Raw genomic sequence first — 17,113 nt, forward strand, 5'->3', positions numbered from 1 at the left:
AATGTTATTAAACGATCTGGAAACCATCTTTATAGACAACCAGTGCATGCATTTGGGGACCATGAACGTCCGGATTCTCCGAGATCACCCGGAGGCCTGGATACCACCGGGCATTGCCATTCTGATTACAGTTTTAGCTATCAACTTTATTGGTGACGGTTTGCGCGATGCTTTCGATCCAAAAAGTAAACAGCGGTAATAGAAAAGTAGCATGATCCAGGAAAAATAATCTTCCCGGATCATGCCACTTCTTCTGTTCTGTTACAAAAGGGGGGTAACATCTATATATAAACAGAATGACTTTAAGAGATTGTTCAAAAAGTCTTCCTTTTTGAACGCACTTTAAGTCTCCTGTTTATCGCTTGCTGATGCTGCCTGTTTATTGTCCAGGCGCATTTCGATTTGTGAGATTTGCTTGTCATCTGCCAGCAATTCTTGTTTGTTTTCCTGCATAAGCTGTTCAAAGTTCAATAGTCGTGATCTCATCCGAATACACTCTCCATTCGATTTGTGTTGAGAAATCCATTATCCGACTCCTCAATCACCCGGTAACTTTTGTGGCTAACGACAGTATTGGGATAACCTTGATTGATTTGTTCATAATTTTTCATAGAAGTGATATCAACCACAATGCTATTCTTTGTTTTCGAAGGCAGCACTTTTCCTCTTATCAGCATACCATCCAGTTCAAATTCGATGGTATCGCCTTCTTTGGCTTTTTTCTGATCAGGTTTGAACATTTAGAACCTCCTTACAGAACGCGAGATTGAACAACACCTTAGCTTGTTTCAATGTTTCGAACAGGCAAACCATCCAACCAGTTTTCCTGTGGTGTTTATTTGATTTATCCACGTTCTATTTAATATCTTAAACAACCATCACGGCACGATAACGGGAAAAATGTGGCACAAATATATAAAGTGAATCTTCAATCAGTGAGGGTTTTCTCTCTTCCCCCACTGATTGTTAGATGAACGAACGGACATTTACTGGCAGTTGACCCCCGCCTAACCCTCATCGTATACGCGAACATGAGGTGGGGGTCTTACTGTCAGTTACATGCGGGATAAAAATATGAAAATCGTTGAATAAACTCGTTTAGTTGCCTCTATCTAAATTATATTTTTATTTACGCTCGATATCGCAGCTTTCCCAATTATGCCGATATCAGCTTTTTTGATATGATTAAAAACAGTTGTCTAAATTCCCGGTTTAACAGTATCCTCATCTAGTTGGGGTTTGTTTAACAGGCTTCTTATACAATTTGAAAGGCTTGTTAGGGATACAAATACACTATTATTTAAGGAGGTTTTTTCAATTTTTAAAGATCGTAAATTCAAATTGGGTCTGACCATTTTAGCCTTGATGCTTATGATGCTCTTAGCCGCATGCGGTGGAGACAGCAGCGAGGAAGAAAATACTGATTCCTCAAGCGATGAAAGCTCAGAGGAAACAAGTGAAGGACCTGAAATCGGCCAGCAGGAGTTAACGCAGCCGTACGTGGCATGGGCAAGGGAAACAGTTAGTACACATATGCTGGGCGCACTGCTTGAAATGGTCGGCTATAATGTGGAATTGACACAAGTAGAGGCAGGAGCGATGTGGTCCAGTGTTGCGGATGGATCAGCTGATTTCCATACATCGGCATGGCTTCCGGCAACTCATGCATCTTATTGGGAACAATACAGTGAAGATATTACTCAAGTCAAACAGGTGCTTGATGAGGCACCATTGGCCCTGGCTGTTCCAAGTTACATGGAAGATGTGAATTCAATTGAAGATTTGAAGGGGAATGAGGAACTCGGTGAATCAGTTGACTGGAAGGTTACCGGAATCGATCCGGGCGCCGGAATTATGCAAAATACGCAGGAAGCTTTTGAAGCGTATGGATTAGACAATTGGGAATTGACATCAAGCTCTGAAGCAGCGATGCTTACTGAATTGCAGGCAGCTGTTGAAAATGAAGAACCGATTATTGTACCGCTCTGGAAACCGCATTGGATTTTCGGGACAATGGATGTAAAAATGCTTGAAGATCCACAGGAAATCTATGGCGGCGCCGGTGACCAAATTTACACAGTAGCACGCAATGGTCTGGAAAAAGACGCCCCAAGAGCGTATAAAGTCCTGGAACAATATAATGAAAATTATGAGATGATTAACGAAATGATGCCGAAAGTTCATGCGGAAGATCAGGACCCGGCAGAAGTTGTCCAGGAATATATTGAGAACAACCCTGATCAAGTTGATAAATGGCTTGAAGGTGTACCAAGAGAATAGTTAATGAATGGAACAGGGATGACGCAGCATTCCTGTTCCTTTTTTTCTGTGTGGAAATGCGGCTGACCATAAACTTTTTGCAGATAGGCCCTTTCTTTTCAAAAGATTTATTTGCTTCGCCATGAAAATACTCCCCTTCAAGCTTACAGAGTTCCATCTGTCTACTTAAAGGGGAGCGTATCACAACCAAGACACTTTTTTTTATGAAGGGTTTGTTAAGCGTTTGTGTGATTATAAGCATACCTTGCTAACTTTTCCTCGGTCCCATAAAGACAGCCGCAATACCGACTAATCCATAAATGATAAAAGCTGTCGCATAGCCCCACGTGCCTATAAGCCATCCAGCGAGCGTTGAACCGATTACCTGCCCTACCGCCAAAAGTAAAAATGGAACGCCAATGCCTAATGATGCATTCGTGATGAAGACACGGATGCCCCAGACAAGAAGAACGCCGGTTAAAAATATATAGGAACTGCCAAAAATGCCGGCCGATAAGTAAGCCATGAACCAATTACCGGGAGCAACAGCCAGAATAAGCGAAGCGGAAGCAATCAACAGACCCCCTAACTTATAAGCGAAAGGCAGTCCTCCCTTTTCAATGAGCGAGCCGGAAAAACCTCCCAATATACCAAACAGACCTATAACAACCCAAAATCCGGAAAGCTGCCAATCACTATAATTACCAGCCACTTCAATAAACGATCTGGAAAATGTCCAAAAGGCAGCTGTGGAAATTCCCAGAGTAAGCGATGCCATCGTTAAAGGAATGGCCCCTTTTACGCCTCGTATGGAGAGTCTTCCTTTTTCAAACATCAGTCTTGATCGCATCTCGACTTGCGGAATCGCCCGGAAATTCCATATCAATATCAGGAATGTCAAGAAAGCATAGATTAAATAAGTCAGTCGCCAATCAGGGGTTAGTAAAATCGCGCCGGCCCCGGAAAGGATTATACCTAAACTTGTTCCTGAATTGATCCATGTATTCGCCTTCCCTTGTTTATCCTCTTGAATCCAAAGCGATATCGCCGCGCCATAAGGTGGTGAGACCAAACCAGTGCTTCCGCCGGCTAATAATACGCCTAACGCCAGTCCCCATACATTTGGCGTGATTCCCATCAACAGCAAGCCAACAAACGCTGAGGAGCCGGCTAAGATAATCATCCTTCTTGGCCCTTCTCTTGTCGTGATCACAGTCGATAGAATGATCGTGACACAATAAGCTAAATAAAACAGCGAAGAAATGATCCCTGATACCAACTCGGACATTTCAAGCGATTTATTTATCGAAGGAAGAAGCAACCCGAAACTAAACCTTGCCAACCCATAGGTGACAGCGATCATCGTTACGCCAGGTAAAACTAACTTTGAAAATTTCATATGACCCATCCTAACGCTCTTAATTATATAGAACGACCTTTCTAATTTTTACTGAAAAAAATTACGATGTATGTCGGACAAGCGTCCGCGCCATCGCAATCGAATGCTCTGTTGCTTTCTCTGCACCAATTAATGTTGTCATGGAAGTGGTTCCTTCAAGCAGCAATGTAAATTGATGAGCTAAATCGCGTTCGTTATCGATACCTTTCCTTTGCGCCAGTTGCTGAAAATATTTGAGCAATTTGGATTTGTGACCTCTTGCAATGCTTTCAATCTCATTATCGGTTCCGCTATAATCTTCTATTGCTCTTAAAAACAAATCCCCTTGGTAAGATTGTTCTTTTAACCAACGGCCGTGCGCTTCCACAGCAAGGATGAAAGGCGAATCAGAATCCATTTCGACATGCGCATCTAAATAAGACCAATAACGTTCTTCCCGCTGCTTAAGGACTTCTTCAACCAAGTTATCTTTGGAAGGAAAATGATTATAAAGCGTCATCGTTGCGACATTCGCTTCACTGATGATTTGTTTCAATCCGACACCGCGAAAACCGTGCTCATAAAATAATCGTTCAGCTACATCAAGTAATGTATCTTTTTTGACAGATCGACTCATGTCACTCACGCCTCCTTTCACTAGATAGAACGACCTTTATACTAAACAGAATATCAGTTTTACTATTTTGGTGTCAACTGCTTCTTTCTTTAAGCTGCGCTTGCTGTTACTTCAGTGGACTTGATCAAAAAATGAGAGCCTTGTTTTGAAATAAGACCGATCAAAACAGGCTCTCATAACAGCGTGTGTTGACGGCAGCCACGCACCTACCATGGCATTCGCACTTATCGACCAGTTCACGCAGAGTAAATCCACTTTTTCATCAAGGCTCTTAATATCCTGCCTTATGTCTTGAACATCCTGTCTTATCTCTTTTTGCCCTTCTCTTAGCTCTTTAACCTCACCTGATAATCCTTTCTGCCCTTCTGACAACTCTTTGATCATCTGAAAAAGTTGTTCAAACTGTTCATCATTCATTATAATCAGCCCACCCTTTCTTTACTTATATTTTAAAATAATAAATGGTGTATGGGAAGTTCTAATGGAAGGAAGTGTCTCATCAAAAACGCCTCCTTATGATAAAATGAAGAGGATCTTAGAAATTCACAGGGGGATATTATGACTTTAAGATATAAATGTTTAATTCTTGATCACGATGACACAGCAGTAAAAAGCACACCTGATATACATTATCCATCCTTTGTTCAAGCTTTAAAAGAGTTAAGACCCTATGAAGAGCCCCTGACATTTGAAAAATTTGTGGGATACTGTTTTAGTCCGGGATTTTCTTCTTTATGTAAGGACATCGTTCAATTTACGGAAGCAGAACAGCAGCATCAGCAAGCGGTATGGAAAAAGTATACTCAATCAACTGTGCCGGATTTTTATGAGATGTTCCCTGAAACCGTCCGGGAATTTAAAAAGCAAGGCGGCATCGTAGCCGTTGTGTCCCATTCAGAGAGAAGTCGAATTGAAAGAGATTACTCAGCACATTGCGGGTTTTTGCCCGATGCCATTTTTGGATGGGAACTTGAGGAACATCAGAGAAAGCCACAACCTTACCCGATCAAGCAAACCTTAAGCCTTTTTGGCCTTAACGAAACTGACGCCCTTGTACTCGATGATCTGAAGCCGGGAATGGAGATGGCCAAAAGCTGCCATGTAGATTTTGCAGCTGCCGGATGGTCCCACAGTATCCCTGAAATAAAGCAGTGGATGCAAGCAGAATCAGATTATTACTTTGAAACAGTGAAGGAATTCAAGGATTTCATTTTCTATAATTAATTTCTGGAAGGAATCCTTGTGCGGCTCCCTGTCATAGCACAACAACGATGGACTGCTGAAAACAGCCCATCGTTGTTCAATTCTTGCGCACGTTTAAGGAACAATGATTTAACGAAAATTTATTTCAATCAACCAATTGGAAGGTTAAGCTGCCATGAGATACCATACCGATCATTAACCCAGCCAAACTTCTTACTAAAACCATAGTCATCGAGAGGCATTAAAGCCTCGCCGTCTTCAAGAAATTTTTCATACAAACGATCCAGCTCTTCTTCCGATTCACACGTGAGAAAGATTGAGAAGGAAGGTGTGAAGTTGAAATTATGAATCGGTACACTGTCAATGCACATGAATTCTCTTCCTTTTAATGTAAAGGACGCCTGCATCACGGTCCCCTCTTCCCCACCTTCATCAGCACCATAACGAACAATACTCGTAATGGCTGAATCCTCGATAAGTGACGTGTAAAAATTCATGGCTTCTTCAGCCTTTCCATCCTGAAACATTAAAAATGGTGTAACCTTTTCCATTATAAATCGACTCCTTCTATAGTTTTCTTAAGTTTATCACACGCGACTGCCTGCTAAGAACCTTTTCTCTATTGCTCAATAGACTACGAAATTGCAACCGTTAATAGTTGTAAGCATCTTCCCTGTTTTTGATCGACACGCTTTCTTCCTCTAACCTGTGATGAACTGTATGACATAGCCACCGATCACACCTAATATAACAATTAACCACGCCGGAACTTTCCATATGTTTAACAATCCAAATAAGATGACACCCAGGGCAAAGTCAGCTGGTGTAAAAATAGAGCTGCTGAGCACGGGATCATAAAATGCCGCCAGCAAAATACCTACCACACTGGCATTGACCCCCATTAAAACGCCTTGAAAAGTGGCACGTTTCCGTAATGCATTCAGAAACGGCAATGCGGCAACAATTAGTAAAAATGAAGGAAGAAATATGCCTAACGTCGCTACAATCGCACCAATGACTCCTTCCATCATCGTCCCAAGATAACTTGAGAACGTAAACAGCGGTCCCGGAACAGCCTGAGCCATCCCATAACCGGCCAGAAATTCATTCGCCGTCAATAAACCTTGAGGTACGACTTCCCGCTCAATCATCGGCAAGACGACATGTCCCCCGCCAAATACCAAGGAACCAACCCGGAAAAAGATATCAAAAATATTCACCAGCGGGTTATCTGATACCCTGTTTAAGAGCGGCAATAAAATAAGCAAGCTTATCAAAATACCCAGAGACGTCAAACCAAGCTTTTTGGAAATGTTAACGGAGAACGGCTGAACGTTGGATTCCGCTTTATCTTTAAACAGTTTTAAGCCTAATAAACCCGCTCCAACAATAATTAAAATTTGCATCCACGCTGATGGGTATAGTAACATAATCGCCGCAGCTGCCAAGGCGATTGCTATCCGGGATTTATCGGGCGTTAATTTTTTGCCCAATCCGATCAATGCATGTAAGACAACCGCTGCCGCAACAATCTTTAAGCTATGTATGAATCCGGCATCGCCTAATGAAAATGTTTGATACAACATCGCAAAAACAATCAATACAATAACCGACGGTACGGTAAAGCCAAACCATGAGACCAATCCACCAAGCAAACCGCCGCGCAGCATACCAATCGATATACCGACCTGACTGCTGGCAGGCCCAGGAAGGAATTGACAAATGGCAATGATGTCAGCATATGTTTTATCATCGAGCCACTTCCGGCGATCAATGTACTCGTCTTTAAAGTAAGCTAGATGCGCAACCGGCCCGCCAAATGACGTTAAGCCCAGTTTCGTCGACGTCAGTAAAATTTCCATGAGCCTTTGAAATTTATTTTTTGGTTGTGACATAATGACCCTCCCTGTTATTTGATTTCTCTAAATAACTCATAGGCTTTAGCCCGCGCTTCATCCAGAACCTCGTCACCCTTATCTGTAATGCGATAATACTTTCTGATCTTGCCACTGACATTGACTTCACTTTTATCCAGAAGCCCATCTGTATCCATGTTGTGAAGAATCGGATAAAGCGTCCCTGCACTGATTTCATACCCATGCTCACGCAACTCCTCCAGCATCCACGTTCCATAGATGGCTTCTTCTTTCGCGTGGTGCAAGATATGAATCTGAATAAAGCCCAGAAAAAGCTTACGCAATACCTTGTTGTCCAATCGACTGCTCCTTTCATAATCGAATTTCAATATCGAAAACCGATACCGATTAGCATGTATGATTGTATCGTGTTTCAAACGGGAATGCAACATAACAATCAATTTGTATAATAGCCATAACATTTTCGATTCCAAAATATGTCAAGGATGATACCTTTCATTGTCTATACCCCTTATACCCCTTCGTAATCGTTATTCATCTATCGACACATCCAGCACGTTTTGCAACTCAATCGCAAAATTGTCCTCCAACATTAATTTAAACGGACTAATATTTAACAGTTTCCCTTTCGCTGTAAGAAACTCGCCCCTATTATAGTAAGTCACTTCAACTGGCAGGCTGTTATGGAAAGCTGCTTGCAGACGCGCATTGATTTCTTCTTTCTGCTGCTCATCCAGTATCGGCTTTTCTTTATAGTCTTGCGCGGCCCACCATTTCCGCAACATCTCTTCATGCTCCGGCATCATCAGAGCAGTCCACTTTTTCGTGCCTCGATCGTTTACGTCACTCATAGCTAACCTCCTAAACAAAGAACATTTGTTCTATTATAACACAAAAATAAAATCCATATCATATGGAGGTTATTTCCGGATTATTTTTAATAAAACAGATCTCTTCCCCCATCCGAATCCCCCCTGCTATTCCCTCTCCCCAACTTGACACATGCACTAAAATGGCATACGGGAGGGATAGCATTGCTGAAGGTCATATTCGGAACACCTTGGAAACCAGTCACAGCACTAACCTTTGTCATGTTTATTATTCTCGCAGGTTGTGCGCCTTCTAATGAAACAGAGACTGTAAACAATTCAGAATCGGCACCTAACAAAGAGACTCAAACGGAAGAAAAGCAAGACCTTCCTGACTATCCAACTGAAAAAAGCAATGAGGACCAGACAGATAAAAATGCCGCAGACAATGCATCTTCAAGCGATCAACAAACACCCGGTGATGCATCAGCCACAGTGACAAGAGTGGTCGACGGCGACACAGTTGAAATCAATCTGGATGGTAAAACAGAAGATGTCCGCCTGCTGCTGGTTGACACACCGGAAACAGTCCATCCAAATAAACCGGTGCAGCCGTTCGGACCTGAAGCCAGTCAATTTGCGAAAGACAAACTGGCCGGCGAACAAGTGAGAATCGAATATGACGGGCCGAAACGGGATAACTATGACCGATTACTGACGTACATATGGGTGGATGGCAATAATTTCAACAAAATGCTGCTGGAGGAAGGCCTGGCACGTTATGCCTACGTCTATGACCCGCCTTACACACACAGCAGCGCCTTTATGAAAGCCCAGAACCAAGCGAAAAGTGCCGGAAGAGGCATTTGGAGCCGGGATAATTATGTCACGAATGACGGTTTCAATGCTCAGGAACAGCAACAATCAGAAACTGAGCCGTCCGGCAATACCAATCAGGAATCCGCTTCAAATGATTCAGGCTCCGGTGACCTTAAATACAATCCAAACGGTCCTGATCGGGACTGCAGTGACTTTGACGTTCACGAAAATGCCCAGGAATTCTATGAAGCGGCAGGCGGCCCGGAAGAAGATCCGCATCGATTGGACCGCGACGGCGAAGGAACGGCTTGTGACAGTTTGGCTTAATACAAAAAACAAGCGTGGCACCTCCACCTATGATGGTGACCGTCCACGCTTGTTCACTGGGTTTTCATCCCCGTTTTTTGTTATTTATTTTGCTTTTTCTTATATTTTTTTGCATACTGATCAGCTGCAAATATAGCATCGACAACATCATCTATTGTAAGGCTTGGTGGATTATTTCACCTTCGAATTTCAATGGTCGTAATCCTATTCGAAAATTCTCCTCAGTTGATAAGTGTTGGTAAAACCATCAACCGGCTCCTTAATCACTCGGTAACGTTTGTGTTGACCAAACGTATTGGGATGTCTGTGGCTTATGGCCGCAATATTTTTCATAGAGATGATATCTACAACAATGCGACCCTTAGTTTCAGAAGGCAACACTTTTCCTTTTATCAGCATATCATTATGTTCAAATTCAATGATATCACCTTGAATTGTTTTTCTTTGTTCAGGTTTGAACATTAAAAGCTCCTCACCGAACGTGCGATTGAATAAATTTAAAGGACCACCTCTCAGACGGTTATCCTGTGTGCTCAATTAATTTATCCACGCTCAATGATTAGTTTACACACCTATAACGGCACGATTATCGAAACAATGTGGCATAAATATATAAAATCAAACGATGGCTTGTTAGTCACTTTAGTCTGCTCATCAAAATCAGAAGCAACCAGTATAATTTTTTGATTCTCATTAAACGTAGCGGCAGCATTAATTTTCCTCCAGAAAATCACGTAACTCTCTTGCGCCAATTTCTGAACTGGTCAGAGGGCGACTCTCAAATTCATCCCGGAACTATTCGATATAAGGCGTGTAAATCTTAGACTCGTGGGGGTTTTCCTTAAGATTATTACAGAATATGCGAATATTTAACGAAATTTTTAAAACAAATTGGCCGAAGATTGATGGAATTAAACTTCACTCTATCAATCTTCCTTTTTACCAAAATCTGCTAGAAGCTTCTACTTCCATTTTATTGAATTTTAATCACCCAACTCCCCCTACCTCCCTGTAAATTCAGCCAGCAGCCGATCAAACGCGTCCTGATTTGCAGCTTGCCCGACTAAATATTCTCTGGATGCATCTTCACGATCTATAGCCACCGCCCGCTTCGCCTTCCGCTCCATAAACCAATCCGGAACCACTTCTCCCCTGCCGGCAATCTGCTCGCCCTTCGTTCTATTGCGAAATGCATAGTCATCTGCTGCTGCCTGTTCAACCGTCGTAATGCCTTTGGTTTTCCACGCCTTAAGAATCCCTTTTGCGTAGCGCCAGGTTGATTTTCCCTGCTCTACTGCCCGTTTCAAGGCATCCAAAACAAGCGGATCACCCACCTCGTCAATCCAGCAGCTGATGTCACCGGCGATATACGCACTGGTCACACCAATGTTTTCCTGATAAAAGCGAATAGCGTCAGATGTCGTTGTTGTTGGTTTAGGTGTCGTTTTATTTTGATTTATGTATTGTTTAGTTAATGGGGCCGGACTGTGGTCCATATTGCGGGCCGTATTCTGGTCCGAGGTCTCGTCCGCCTCATAGGCCATCGTGTCGCCCACAGCCGAATCAACTGACCGGCTCTCAGTACGGACATCCACAGATTCATTGGCAGTGGTTTCAGTAGCGTCATTCAATTGAGGGTTTTCGATTGGAGGCGTTTCGCGGTGTTCTTCCATAGCTGGCTGTGTATCCAATCCCGCCTGCATCATCCCGCCGCTTGGCCGGACTTGTGACAGCATGCGGTAGGTGGCGGCTTGGTTGCCCCTGCCCGGCATGACGTCAATATAGCCTTTGTCCCGCAGTTCTTCGCGGGCGCGTTTGAAGGATGTGCCTTTGATGCCGGATTTCAATTCGATGACGGAAGCAGGGACGGTAAACGTCGCCTGCCACCCGCATAGATTGTTGAAATGCATCAGCGTGTTCCAGAGTGCCACGGCTGAGCCGGAAAGCGGATTGAAAATGATTTTGTTATAAAATGCGTTCAGTTCTTTTAAATAATTCATTACGGTATTCGCTCCTTGTAGGGTATTTTGTTTTCAATTAAAGGGAGTTGTCCAAATTAATAGCTTTGCGGAATTCGGGGTCTTTAAATTTTTTCCGAACCTGCTTGCCCCAGCTTTTCACCGCTTCGACATTTACGTTTTCTGCTTCGGCAATTTCTTTATAAGGCATGTCCAGAATGATGCGGTAGTGCACCCATTTCCATTGTTTATCCGTCAGTTGGGATTTTAGGTTGTTCCAAAGGTTGGGATCGTGCATTGGGAGGTGTTGCGCATCGACCAGGGGATTGGTCGCGTCACTTTTACGGTGGTAGTTGCCGTCAGTGAGTTGGGTTTTGCGTTGGTGAATGATTTTCTCAAGTGCCTCGTTCTTTCGGGTGTCTTTGCGGATGGCGTCAATCATGCGGTTGCGGATCATGTAGTTGAAGTAGGTTGCCATGGGGCCTTTGTCCGGCTGGTAGGATTCGTAGGCTCGCCACATCGCGACTAAGCCCTCCTGAAAAAATTCCTCATGCGGATCGTGGATGTTCAGCTTATGGATCTGATAATGAATCCGGCGCTTGTTTTGCTCAAAAATTTCCTCGAACGATATTCGATTGTCCATGTGATTGCTCCTTTGTGTGGGTGATAAAGGTAAGATAGGTTGGAAAGGTGTCTATGGCCGTGTGATGCACACTTGGGGAAGTGACCTTCAAGAAAGGTAAGAACCCGTTGGGATATTTAGGATTAATTATCCTGACTCTGAACCGCCTTTTTCATCTCATCAATGAAATGACCGGGGATATTCAGAATGGCAGCTATTCGATATAAATTCGTGACGGTCGTGTCGCTTTCACCTCTTTCAATTCGACCGAGGTGATTATTGCTGATGCCCAATGCTTCCGCTAATTCGTGTATCTTGAAGTCATTTTGTTCTCTGAAATAACGCACTTGCTGACCAAAATGCTTTCGAAGTTTTTCGTTGTCCACGCCAATCCCCCTTCTCAAGGAATATTATCCTTGCAAAGGGGGAAAAGGTACACAACATATATGTGGTATTTGGAAATTTTTTCGGTTTTTTTGAAAGGTCCAGGGTGCAGGTTCCTTGGACCATTTTATGAAACATAAATAATGTCGCCATCGCCAGCTGGGCAGAATTACTGAAAAGCGGAATGGACCAGTATGCCTGTCCCCTTGGTCCTCTTGCCATGCCTTGATAAACTAATAATTATATAGCAGACTTAAGTAGACAGGAGGTATCTAGATTTTCGTTCAATTTTTAAGCATCTATAATGCTCACCCATTTTTTAAATGATTTAATTTATCGAAGCTTATATAACCATCGTGTTGTAACCTAGCTACAACTATCCCAGGAAGGACACCTTGAGTTTCAGCAAATTCATGGATAATTTTTTCATCAAATTCCCCTATATTTACAAATTCTTTGTACTCAGATTTATTAATGAAAAAATCTCTAGCAAATTCATTAGCTTCTTCTTCTTTTGTGTCAATATTAGTTTTAAATTCTAATTCATTCTCGAGAGTTACAATGGGTTCATCAGGTGTATAATGTTTAATAAGATGCCCTATTTCATGCATCAAAGCAAACCATACATGATCGTGCGTTTTAAATCTTCCAGTAAGATAAATTGCTGGATGATTCTTATAAGTTGTAAGCACACCTCTAACCTTACTGTTCTTTAATGCATTATAAAACACCAAATAAATCCCAAGACGATTTAATAATTTTCTTGCGCTTTGTAATGAAACTTCATAGTCATTATTCAAGGCAAGTAATTTGAATTTATCCAATGATTCAATTAGCTTCTTTTTATCAAAATTTTTATTTGATAAGTCTTTATTTTGAATTTCAACTTCTTCTCTAGCTAAACTTAGCCAAATCGCTATTGCTTCAGTTTCCCCGCCATCTTCCATAAAATCCGCATTAAGACCCGAATATACTGTATCAAACTGTTCGAAGTTACTAATCCTTAAAAGTTTTAACATTTCGTTTGCTTGCTTAGCTAAATCCCAGTCTAATCCATTAAATACTGCATTGAATTTAAATCTTTTCGAGAGTTTTTTTAGTTGCTCCATACTGTAAGTTTGAGAATACATCTTTTCTCTTTTTAAATGCTCCTGATACTTACTTTCGTAGTTCATCCAATAAGAGGCCGGTACACCATGAAATATGTTTTCTAATTTTATGGCTAATTCTTCAGTTAATCTGCTTTTTCCGTTCAACAAATTAGAAAGGTGTTTTTCACTAACTCCTAATCGCTTTGCACATTCTTTATGACTCATTCCAAGTTCTTCTAAATATTCTTTTATAACAGATCCTGTATGCACCATAAATTCATTACCCATAAAAATACCTCCCTTCTAGTGATAATCTCCAATTGATAAAATTAGTATTTCATTAATTGTTTTTAAATCAGATTCGTCCCAATGTCCAATTGGTCTTAATACTATACGAAAGTTCTTGGAGACATCAATTCCCCAACAATCATTATAATTTCCCTTTAGTTTATGCCGACGAGGCGGGGACGTGAGGGATTTCATCCAAATTGTTTGCAGCCCTTATCTCAGACATTCTAATAATTATTTTTTTATAAAATCCCGTATATTGCTTTTTAATCATTCGTTCATTGGTTAATATCTTTTCCAATTTCTTGGTGGCATAGGAAACTTCCATTTGGCTCCCCCCTTATACATTAAATATAGATTTTACACAAATTAACCTATAAGGTTAATTTACTTGAAGTGGACTAGATCAACTTTATGTATTATAATTGGGTAAGAATAGGGGCGCGGAATATGCAAAAGAAAAACTACTCTGATTACGCTAAATTAATATCACATCAATATTCTACATCTCTCAGTAATGAAACTATCAAAAATAATGTCTTAAAAACATTTGATGGTAAATTACCTATCGATCAATTCAATAATAACTTATCGCCTAGGGAGTTCATTAATCAGTTTGTGTTACATTATTATCCTAATGAAACTACAATAAAATCCACCTTTATTAACAATGTTCTCTTTAAAACAAATAACCATGTTTCTATTTTTGAATTAAACGTAGGAAATAGCAGGTTGGATTTGTGCAAAATAAATAACTTTAGCAACGCTTTCGAGATAAAAACCGAATTCGATACCCCAAAAAGGTTAGACCAACAAATGAAAGACTATTTCTATGTTTTCGAAAAAGTATATTTAATATGTTCGATGCATAATTTTAACACTATGATATCTTACATTCCAAGTGATTGCGGTATTTACACTTATTACATCACTAAAACAGGTAAATATGTTTTTAAAAAAGTTCGAAGTGCTGTTAAATCAAATTATATTTCAGCTTATGCTCAACTGTCAGTCTTAACAAAAAAAGATCTGAATGCCTTCTTTGAATGCCCAAATCTTGAAACCAAAGAGGCTATGATTAATTTAATCATTAAAAACAAAACTGAAAAAGTAATTAACAAAACCTTTAAACTGTGTTTAAGAAACAAGTTTTACCACAAGTGGAATTTTTTGGTTGAAAACAGCCCTAATATTCTAGAAATAGACTATCAATGGTTTTTTAAGAATACCTTATCGCCCGAAATAGTATACTCATAAAGGTATACTATTTCGTTGCTTGCTGATGAATATACCTAGTTAATGTTAGATTATTCCATGTAGCCCAATTGCCAAACGTTTCTTCCATATTTTTAATTCTTTTAATAGTTACACAGTCATTATCACTATCAAGAAGACCTAACCTCTTGAGTACTTCACTTCTAACATTTTCATACCCTTGCATCCCCATATTTGTATCATAGTTCACTATTGAATAAAAAGCATTTTTTTCTTTTAAATATATTAACCCTAATGCTGCCCCTTTTCCATTACCACCAGATTCAGATGGTAAATCGTCTTTTAGTCCACCAAAATCACCAAAGCCATCAAAATCGTAGTCAATATACTCTATTGCAACTTTATTGTCAATTTTTTTTGTGAATTCTAGATTTTCATAGTCTCCGTTTTTGTAATTTCTTGATCTAGGAGAATTAAGTATAATTTTATATGCATCTGTTTCTAACTCTTGGAAATCTTCTAATTCTATAAACTTAGAATCAACATGTTGATTTCGAATATCCAACATGATAAAATCCCTTTCCGTTAAATGCTCCTCTAATAATGCAATATAGCCCTCTAAATAAGAGTCTGTTATTCTAATGGCTATTGAAGAGTTATCCTTTCTAAGTTCGTTTACTAAATTTATCAAATCATGCTCACTTATTATAAAACCTTTTTTAATAGAAATTACAGGAAATAGATTGCTAAAATTTCCTATTTGCATCATTCTTTGCGTATAATAATTATAATCCCTACTCAATTTGAATGATAATTCGATTCCTTTGAAGTCTTTGTTAGCATATTCACCTTCACTAAATCTAAAGAAATCAATAAATCCTTTTTTTCCGCTGAGTCTTTCTTGAATCTTTTCCAAAGTAATTATGTCATCTTCTGTGGGTTGTAATTTTATTTTACTTCTCCTTTTGTTCCCAGGCTTTTTTTCGTATATATATTCACCTGTTTTATCATCGACTTTATGTTTAATATCATATTCCTCTCTAATTATTTCAATAAGAGGAATCATCGACTCACCAAAAAAATGATTCATGTCACTAATAACTTTCATTTCCTCATTTCGATTTTTCATAATAGGCAAATACATAGTAATCCTCCCCTTTAAAGTGACCGAGTTATAAGAAGACTCATTTTCACTATATCTTTTATTACTCAGGTATGTACATCTTCTGCAATGGCAACAATGCCCTTACATCATTCGGCATATGATCATACCATTTCACAACCAGGTTTACCAGTTCTTCTAAATCTACTAATCTGACTGAATTATGCCCAGCTACTTTCTTAGCTTGTGAAGTGAAGCCGCCTGTAGAAACAAATAAGCTATTGGCGTCCATAGGGTTTGCCCCTAATAACTGCTGAATATCCGGTGCTGATGATGACGACTTTCGATGTTTTACCTGTACTTTTATAATCGGTTTTTCAAATCCAAAAGCATCTTTGAACGCTAATACATCAACACCGCCATCCGGGCCTTTAGGGCTTACTTGGGCATTGTAGTCCATTGCTATTAAAAGACCGCCAACCAATTCTTGCATTTGCCATGGATCGAGTTTGTCCACTTTATCCTGAACCATCACTAAAGCCTTATTAGCCAAGTCTTCTATTAGATCGCTCTCTTCTGCATCATCCGTTTCTTCGGGTTCTGCATGTGGATAATTCATTAACTTTTCGATCTCACTTCCCCAATTATCCACGCGAAAGACTGTCAAGGTCGAACCCAGACTGTTTTTGGCAGCCTGCGACAATGCATCTCGCGCAACCTTCGTTTCATTCCAGTCTACTTTTATCGTATTTGGATACGCTGGATCGCCATAGGATTTGTCATAAAAATGTTCTGCCGTAACAGTTCCGATCAAATATTCTCGTGTTTCTTTGAAATAGGTAAAGATCTTATCTCCTTTTTTAATTTCTCTACTGAAACGCCACACTTGATTGACCCAGCTTTTCTGGACTTCGGTTTGCTTTCCGCATAAACTTCAGCAGCTTTTTCAATCAATTCATCCTTTGATTGAAATTGTTTAGAGTCTCCTAACTGAGGCCATCCAATCGACGCAATCCCATGTTCTTTCCAAACAGGGATCAGTTCATTATTATCACCGGCACGTATCATCCACCATCTTTTCAATATTAATCCCCTCACTATGCTTAAATTATAAATGCCTACTTGAAGTTGAATGCTTGGATTA

Annotated in this window: 20 protein-coding genes and 2 pseudogenes; 5 read left to right on the forward strand and 17 right to left on the reverse strand. The window is 40.3% G+C overall.

The features are described 5' to 3' along the window. Positions 1 to 64: 64 nt before the first annotated feature. Positions 65 to 199 (forward strand): annotated as a pseudogene (locus tag AOX59_RS19575) (ABC transporter permease); the annotation flags it as partial. Positions 200 to 342: 143 nt separating this feature from the next. Here AOX59_RS19575 and AOX59_RS19165 read toward each other — a convergent pair. Both AOX59_RS19165 and AOX59_RS07720 read right to left on the reverse strand, forming a co-directional pair. Continuing rightward, positions 343 to 486 (reverse strand): FbpB family small basic protein, encoded by a 144-nt coding sequence (locus tag AOX59_RS19165; protein ID WP_082684152.1) that lies wholly within the window; start codon positions 484 to 486, stop codon positions 343 to 345. Beyond that, positions 483 to 740 (reverse strand): YkvS family protein, encoded by a 258-nt coding sequence (locus AOX59_RS07720; RefSeq protein WP_068444183.1) that lies wholly within the window; start codon positions 738 to 740, stop codon positions 483 to 485. The genes AOX59_RS19165 and AOX59_RS07720 overlap by 4 nt, the downstream gene beginning before the upstream one ends. Positions 741 to 1,341: 601 nt before the next feature. Between AOX59_RS07720 and AOX59_RS07725 the strand changes: the two genes are divergently transcribed. After that, a complete protein-coding gene (locus AOX59_RS07725) occupies positions 1,342 to 2,280 on the forward strand; it encodes a glycine betaine ABC transporter substrate-binding protein (RefSeq protein ID WP_237049392.1) in 939 nt (312 codons plus the stop codon). A gap of 247 nt (positions 2,281 to 2,527) precedes the next feature. Here the strand turns inward: AOX59_RS07725 and AOX59_RS07730 are convergent, their stop codons facing one another. From AOX59_RS07730 to AOX59_RS07740, 3 genes are all read right to left on the reverse strand, one after another. Next, a complete protein-coding gene (locus AOX59_RS07730) occupies positions 2,528 to 3,658 on the reverse strand; it encodes an MFS transporter (protein WP_068444185.1) in 1,131 nt (376 codons plus the stop codon). Between the two features lie 61 nt (positions 3,659 to 3,719). Beyond that, positions 3,720 to 4,274, reverse strand: coding sequence for a TetR/AcrR family transcriptional regulator (locus AOX59_RS07735; protein ID WP_068444188.1), 555 nt, complete (start codon positions 4,272 to 4,274; stop codon positions 3,720 to 3,722). Positions 4,275 to 4,385: 111 nt separating this feature from the next. After that, positions 4,386 to 4,691 (reverse strand): hypothetical protein, encoded by a 306-nt coding sequence (locus AOX59_RS07740; RefSeq protein ID WP_068444191.1) that lies wholly within the window; start codon positions 4,689 to 4,691, stop codon positions 4,386 to 4,388. Between the two features lie 141 nt (positions 4,692 to 4,832). Here AOX59_RS07740 and AOX59_RS07745 point away from each other — a divergent pair, with 141 nt between their 5' ends. Continuing rightward, positions 4,833 to 5,498: an HAD family hydrolase gene (locus tag AOX59_RS07745; protein ID WP_068444194.1), complete on the forward strand. Its 666-nt coding sequence runs from the start codon at positions 4,833 to 4,835 to the stop codon at positions 5,496 to 5,498. 128 nt (positions 5,499 to 5,626) lie between these two features. On the opposite strand, the gene AOX59_RS07750 is transcribed toward AOX59_RS07745, so the two are convergent. The 4 genes from AOX59_RS07750 to AOX59_RS07765 all read right to left on the reverse strand — a co-directional run bounded on the left by AOX59_RS07750 (position 5,627) and on the right by AOX59_RS07765 (position 8,205). Further along, positions 5,627 to 6,028 (reverse strand): VOC family protein, encoded by a 402-nt coding sequence (locus AOX59_RS07750; RefSeq protein WP_068444197.1) that lies wholly within the window; start codon positions 6,026 to 6,028, stop codon positions 5,627 to 5,629. A 150-nt stretch (positions 6,029 to 6,178) separates the two neighbouring features. Then, positions 6,179 to 7,372 carry a chromate efflux transporter gene (gene chrA / locus AOX59_RS07755; protein ID WP_068444200.1) on the reverse strand — a complete coding sequence of 398 codons (1,194 nt, stop codon included), beginning with the start codon at positions 7,370 to 7,372 and terminating at the stop codon, positions 6,179 to 6,181. A gap of 14 nt (positions 7,373 to 7,386) precedes the next feature. Continuing rightward, the gene (locus AOX59_RS07760; protein WP_068444201.1) at positions 7,387 to 7,692 is read right to left on the reverse strand and encodes a PadR family transcriptional regulator; all 306 of its coding nucleotides are present in this window, start codon (positions 7,690 to 7,692) and stop codon (positions 7,387 to 7,389) included. Between the two features lie 192 nt (positions 7,693 to 7,884). Further along, the gene (locus AOX59_RS07765; protein ID WP_068444204.1) at positions 7,885 to 8,205 is read right to left on the reverse strand and encodes a YolD-like family protein; all 321 of its coding nucleotides are present in this window, start codon (positions 8,203 to 8,205) and stop codon (positions 7,885 to 7,887) included. A gap of 183 nt (positions 8,206 to 8,388) precedes the next feature. Between AOX59_RS07765 and AOX59_RS07770 the strand changes: the two genes are divergently transcribed. Further along, positions 8,389 to 9,309 (forward strand): thermonuclease family protein, encoded by a 921-nt coding sequence (locus tag AOX59_RS07770; RefSeq protein ID WP_068444206.1) that lies wholly within the window; start codon positions 8,389 to 8,391, stop codon positions 9,307 to 9,309. Between the two features lie 204 nt (positions 9,310 to 9,513). Here AOX59_RS07770 and AOX59_RS07775 read toward each other — a convergent pair whose 3' ends face one another. The 6 genes from AOX59_RS07775 to AOX59_RS20250 form a co-directional block, all read right to left on the reverse strand. Then, a complete protein-coding gene (locus AOX59_RS07775) occupies positions 9,514 to 9,771 on the reverse strand; it encodes a DUF2187 family protein (protein WP_068444209.1) in 258 nt (85 codons plus the stop codon). Positions 9,772 to 10,310: 539 nt separating this feature from the next. Beyond that, complete coding sequence (locus AOX59_RS07780; RefSeq protein WP_068444213.1) at positions 10,311 to 11,309, reverse strand: DnaD domain-containing protein; 999 nt, start codon at positions 11,307 to 11,309, stop codon at positions 10,311 to 10,313. 37 nt (positions 11,310 to 11,346) lie between these two features. Then, positions 11,347 to 11,910 (reverse strand): sigma-70 family RNA polymerase sigma factor, encoded by a 564-nt coding sequence (locus AOX59_RS07785; RefSeq protein WP_068444216.1) that lies wholly within the window; start codon positions 11,908 to 11,910, stop codon positions 11,347 to 11,349. A 122-nt stretch (positions 11,911 to 12,032) separates the two neighbouring features. Next, positions 12,033 to 12,275: a helix-turn-helix domain-containing protein gene (locus AOX59_RS07790; RefSeq protein WP_068444219.1), complete on the reverse strand. Its 243-nt coding sequence runs from the start codon at positions 12,273 to 12,275 to the stop codon at positions 12,033 to 12,035. A gap of 306 nt (positions 12,276 to 12,581) precedes the next feature. Then, a complete protein-coding gene (locus AOX59_RS07795) occupies positions 12,582 to 13,652 on the reverse strand; it encodes a HigA family addiction module antitoxin (protein WP_068444221.1) in 1,071 nt (356 codons plus the stop codon). Between the two features lie 160 nt (positions 13,653 to 13,812). Continuing rightward, positions 13,813 to 13,980 carry a hypothetical protein gene (locus tag AOX59_RS20250; RefSeq protein ID WP_237049393.1) on the reverse strand — a complete coding sequence of 56 codons (168 nt, stop codon included), beginning with the start codon at positions 13,978 to 13,980 and terminating at the stop codon, positions 13,813 to 13,815. Positions 13,981 to 14,102: 122 nt separating this feature from the next. On the opposite strand from AOX59_RS20250, the gene AOX59_RS07805 reads away from it, so the two are divergent. Beyond that, a complete protein-coding gene (locus AOX59_RS07805) occupies positions 14,103 to 14,909 on the forward strand; it encodes a sce7726 family protein (protein ID WP_068444224.1) in 807 nt (268 codons plus the stop codon). Between the two features lie 7 nt (positions 14,910 to 14,916). Here the strand turns inward: AOX59_RS07805 and AOX59_RS07810 are convergent, their stop codons facing one another. Next, a complete protein-coding gene (locus AOX59_RS07810; protein ID WP_169792866.1) occupies positions 14,917 to 15,996 on the reverse strand; it encodes a hypothetical protein in 1,080 nt (359 codons plus the stop codon). Positions 15,997 to 16,072: 76 nt separating this feature from the next. Beyond that, positions 16,073 to 17,052, reverse strand: a pseudogene (locus tag AOX59_RS07815) (restriction endonuclease). Between the last annotated feature and the right edge of the window lie 61 nt (positions 17,053 to 17,113).

Origin of the sequence: Lentibacillus amyloliquefaciens (assembly GCF_001307805.1) — a bacterium.
In the GTDB taxonomy this organism is placed as follows: domain Bacteria; phylum Bacillota; class Bacilli; order Bacillales; family Amphibacillaceae; genus Lentibacillus; species Lentibacillus amyloliquefaciens.

Bases quoted from the DNA above. Each gene is read 5' to 3' on its own strand.
- AOX59_RS19165 (WP_082684152.1), bottom strand. From the start codon at position 486: ATGAGATCACGACTATTGAACTTTGAACAGCTTATGCAGGAAAACAAA.
- AOX59_RS07720 (WP_068444183.1), bottom strand. From the start codon at position 740: ATGTTCAAACCTGATCAGAAAAAAGCCAAAGAAGGCGATACCATCGAA.
- AOX59_RS07730 (WP_068444185.1), bottom strand. From the start codon at position 3,658: ATGAAATTTTCAAAGTTAGTTTTACCTGGCGTAACGATGATCGCTGTC.
- AOX59_RS07735 (WP_068444188.1), bottom strand. From the start codon at position 4,274: ATGAGTCGATCTGTCAAAAAAGATACATTACTTGATGTAGCTGAACGA.
- AOX59_RS07740 (WP_068444191.1), bottom strand. From the start codon at position 4,691: ATGAATGATGAACAGTTTGAACAACTTTTTCAGATGATCAAAGAGTTG.
- AOX59_RS07745 (WP_068444194.1), top strand. From the start codon at position 4,833: ATGACTTTAAGATATAAATGTTTAATTCTTGATCACGATGACACAGCA.
- AOX59_RS07750 (WP_068444197.1), bottom strand. From the start codon at position 6,028: ATGGAAAAGGTTACACCATTTTTAATGTTTCAGGATGGAAAGGCTGAA.
- chrA (WP_068444200.1), bottom strand. From the start codon at position 7,372: ATGTCACAACCAAAAAATAAATTTCAAAGGCTCATGGAAATTTTACTG.
- AOX59_RS07765 (WP_068444204.1), bottom strand. From the start codon at position 8,205: ATGAGTGACGTAAACGATCGAGGCACGAAAAAGTGGACTGCTCTGATG.
- AOX59_RS07775 (WP_068444209.1), bottom strand. From the start codon at position 9,771: ATGTTCAAACCTGAACAAAGAAAAACAATTCAAGGTGATATCATTGAA.
- AOX59_RS07780 (WP_068444213.1), bottom strand. From the start codon at position 11,309: ATGAATTATTTAAAAGAACTGAACGCATTTTATAACAAAATCATTTTC.
- AOX59_RS07785 (WP_068444216.1), bottom strand. From the start codon at position 11,910: ATGGACAATCGAATATCGTTCGAGGAAATTTTTGAGCAAAACAAGCGC.
- AOX59_RS07795 (WP_068444221.1), bottom strand. From the start codon at position 13,652: ATGGGTAATGAATTTATGGTGCATACAGGATCTGTTATAAAAGAATAT.
- AOX59_RS20250 (WP_237049393.1), bottom strand. From the start codon at position 13,980: ATGGAAGTTTCCTATGCCACCAAGAAATTGGAAAAGATATTAACCAAT.
- AOX59_RS07805 (WP_068444224.1), top strand. From the start codon at position 14,103: ATGCAAAAGAAAAACTACTCTGATTACGCTAAATTAATATCACATCAA.
- AOX59_RS07810 (WP_169792866.1), bottom strand. From the start codon at position 15,996: ATGAAAAATCGAAATGAGGAAATGAAAGTTATTAGTGACATGAATCAT.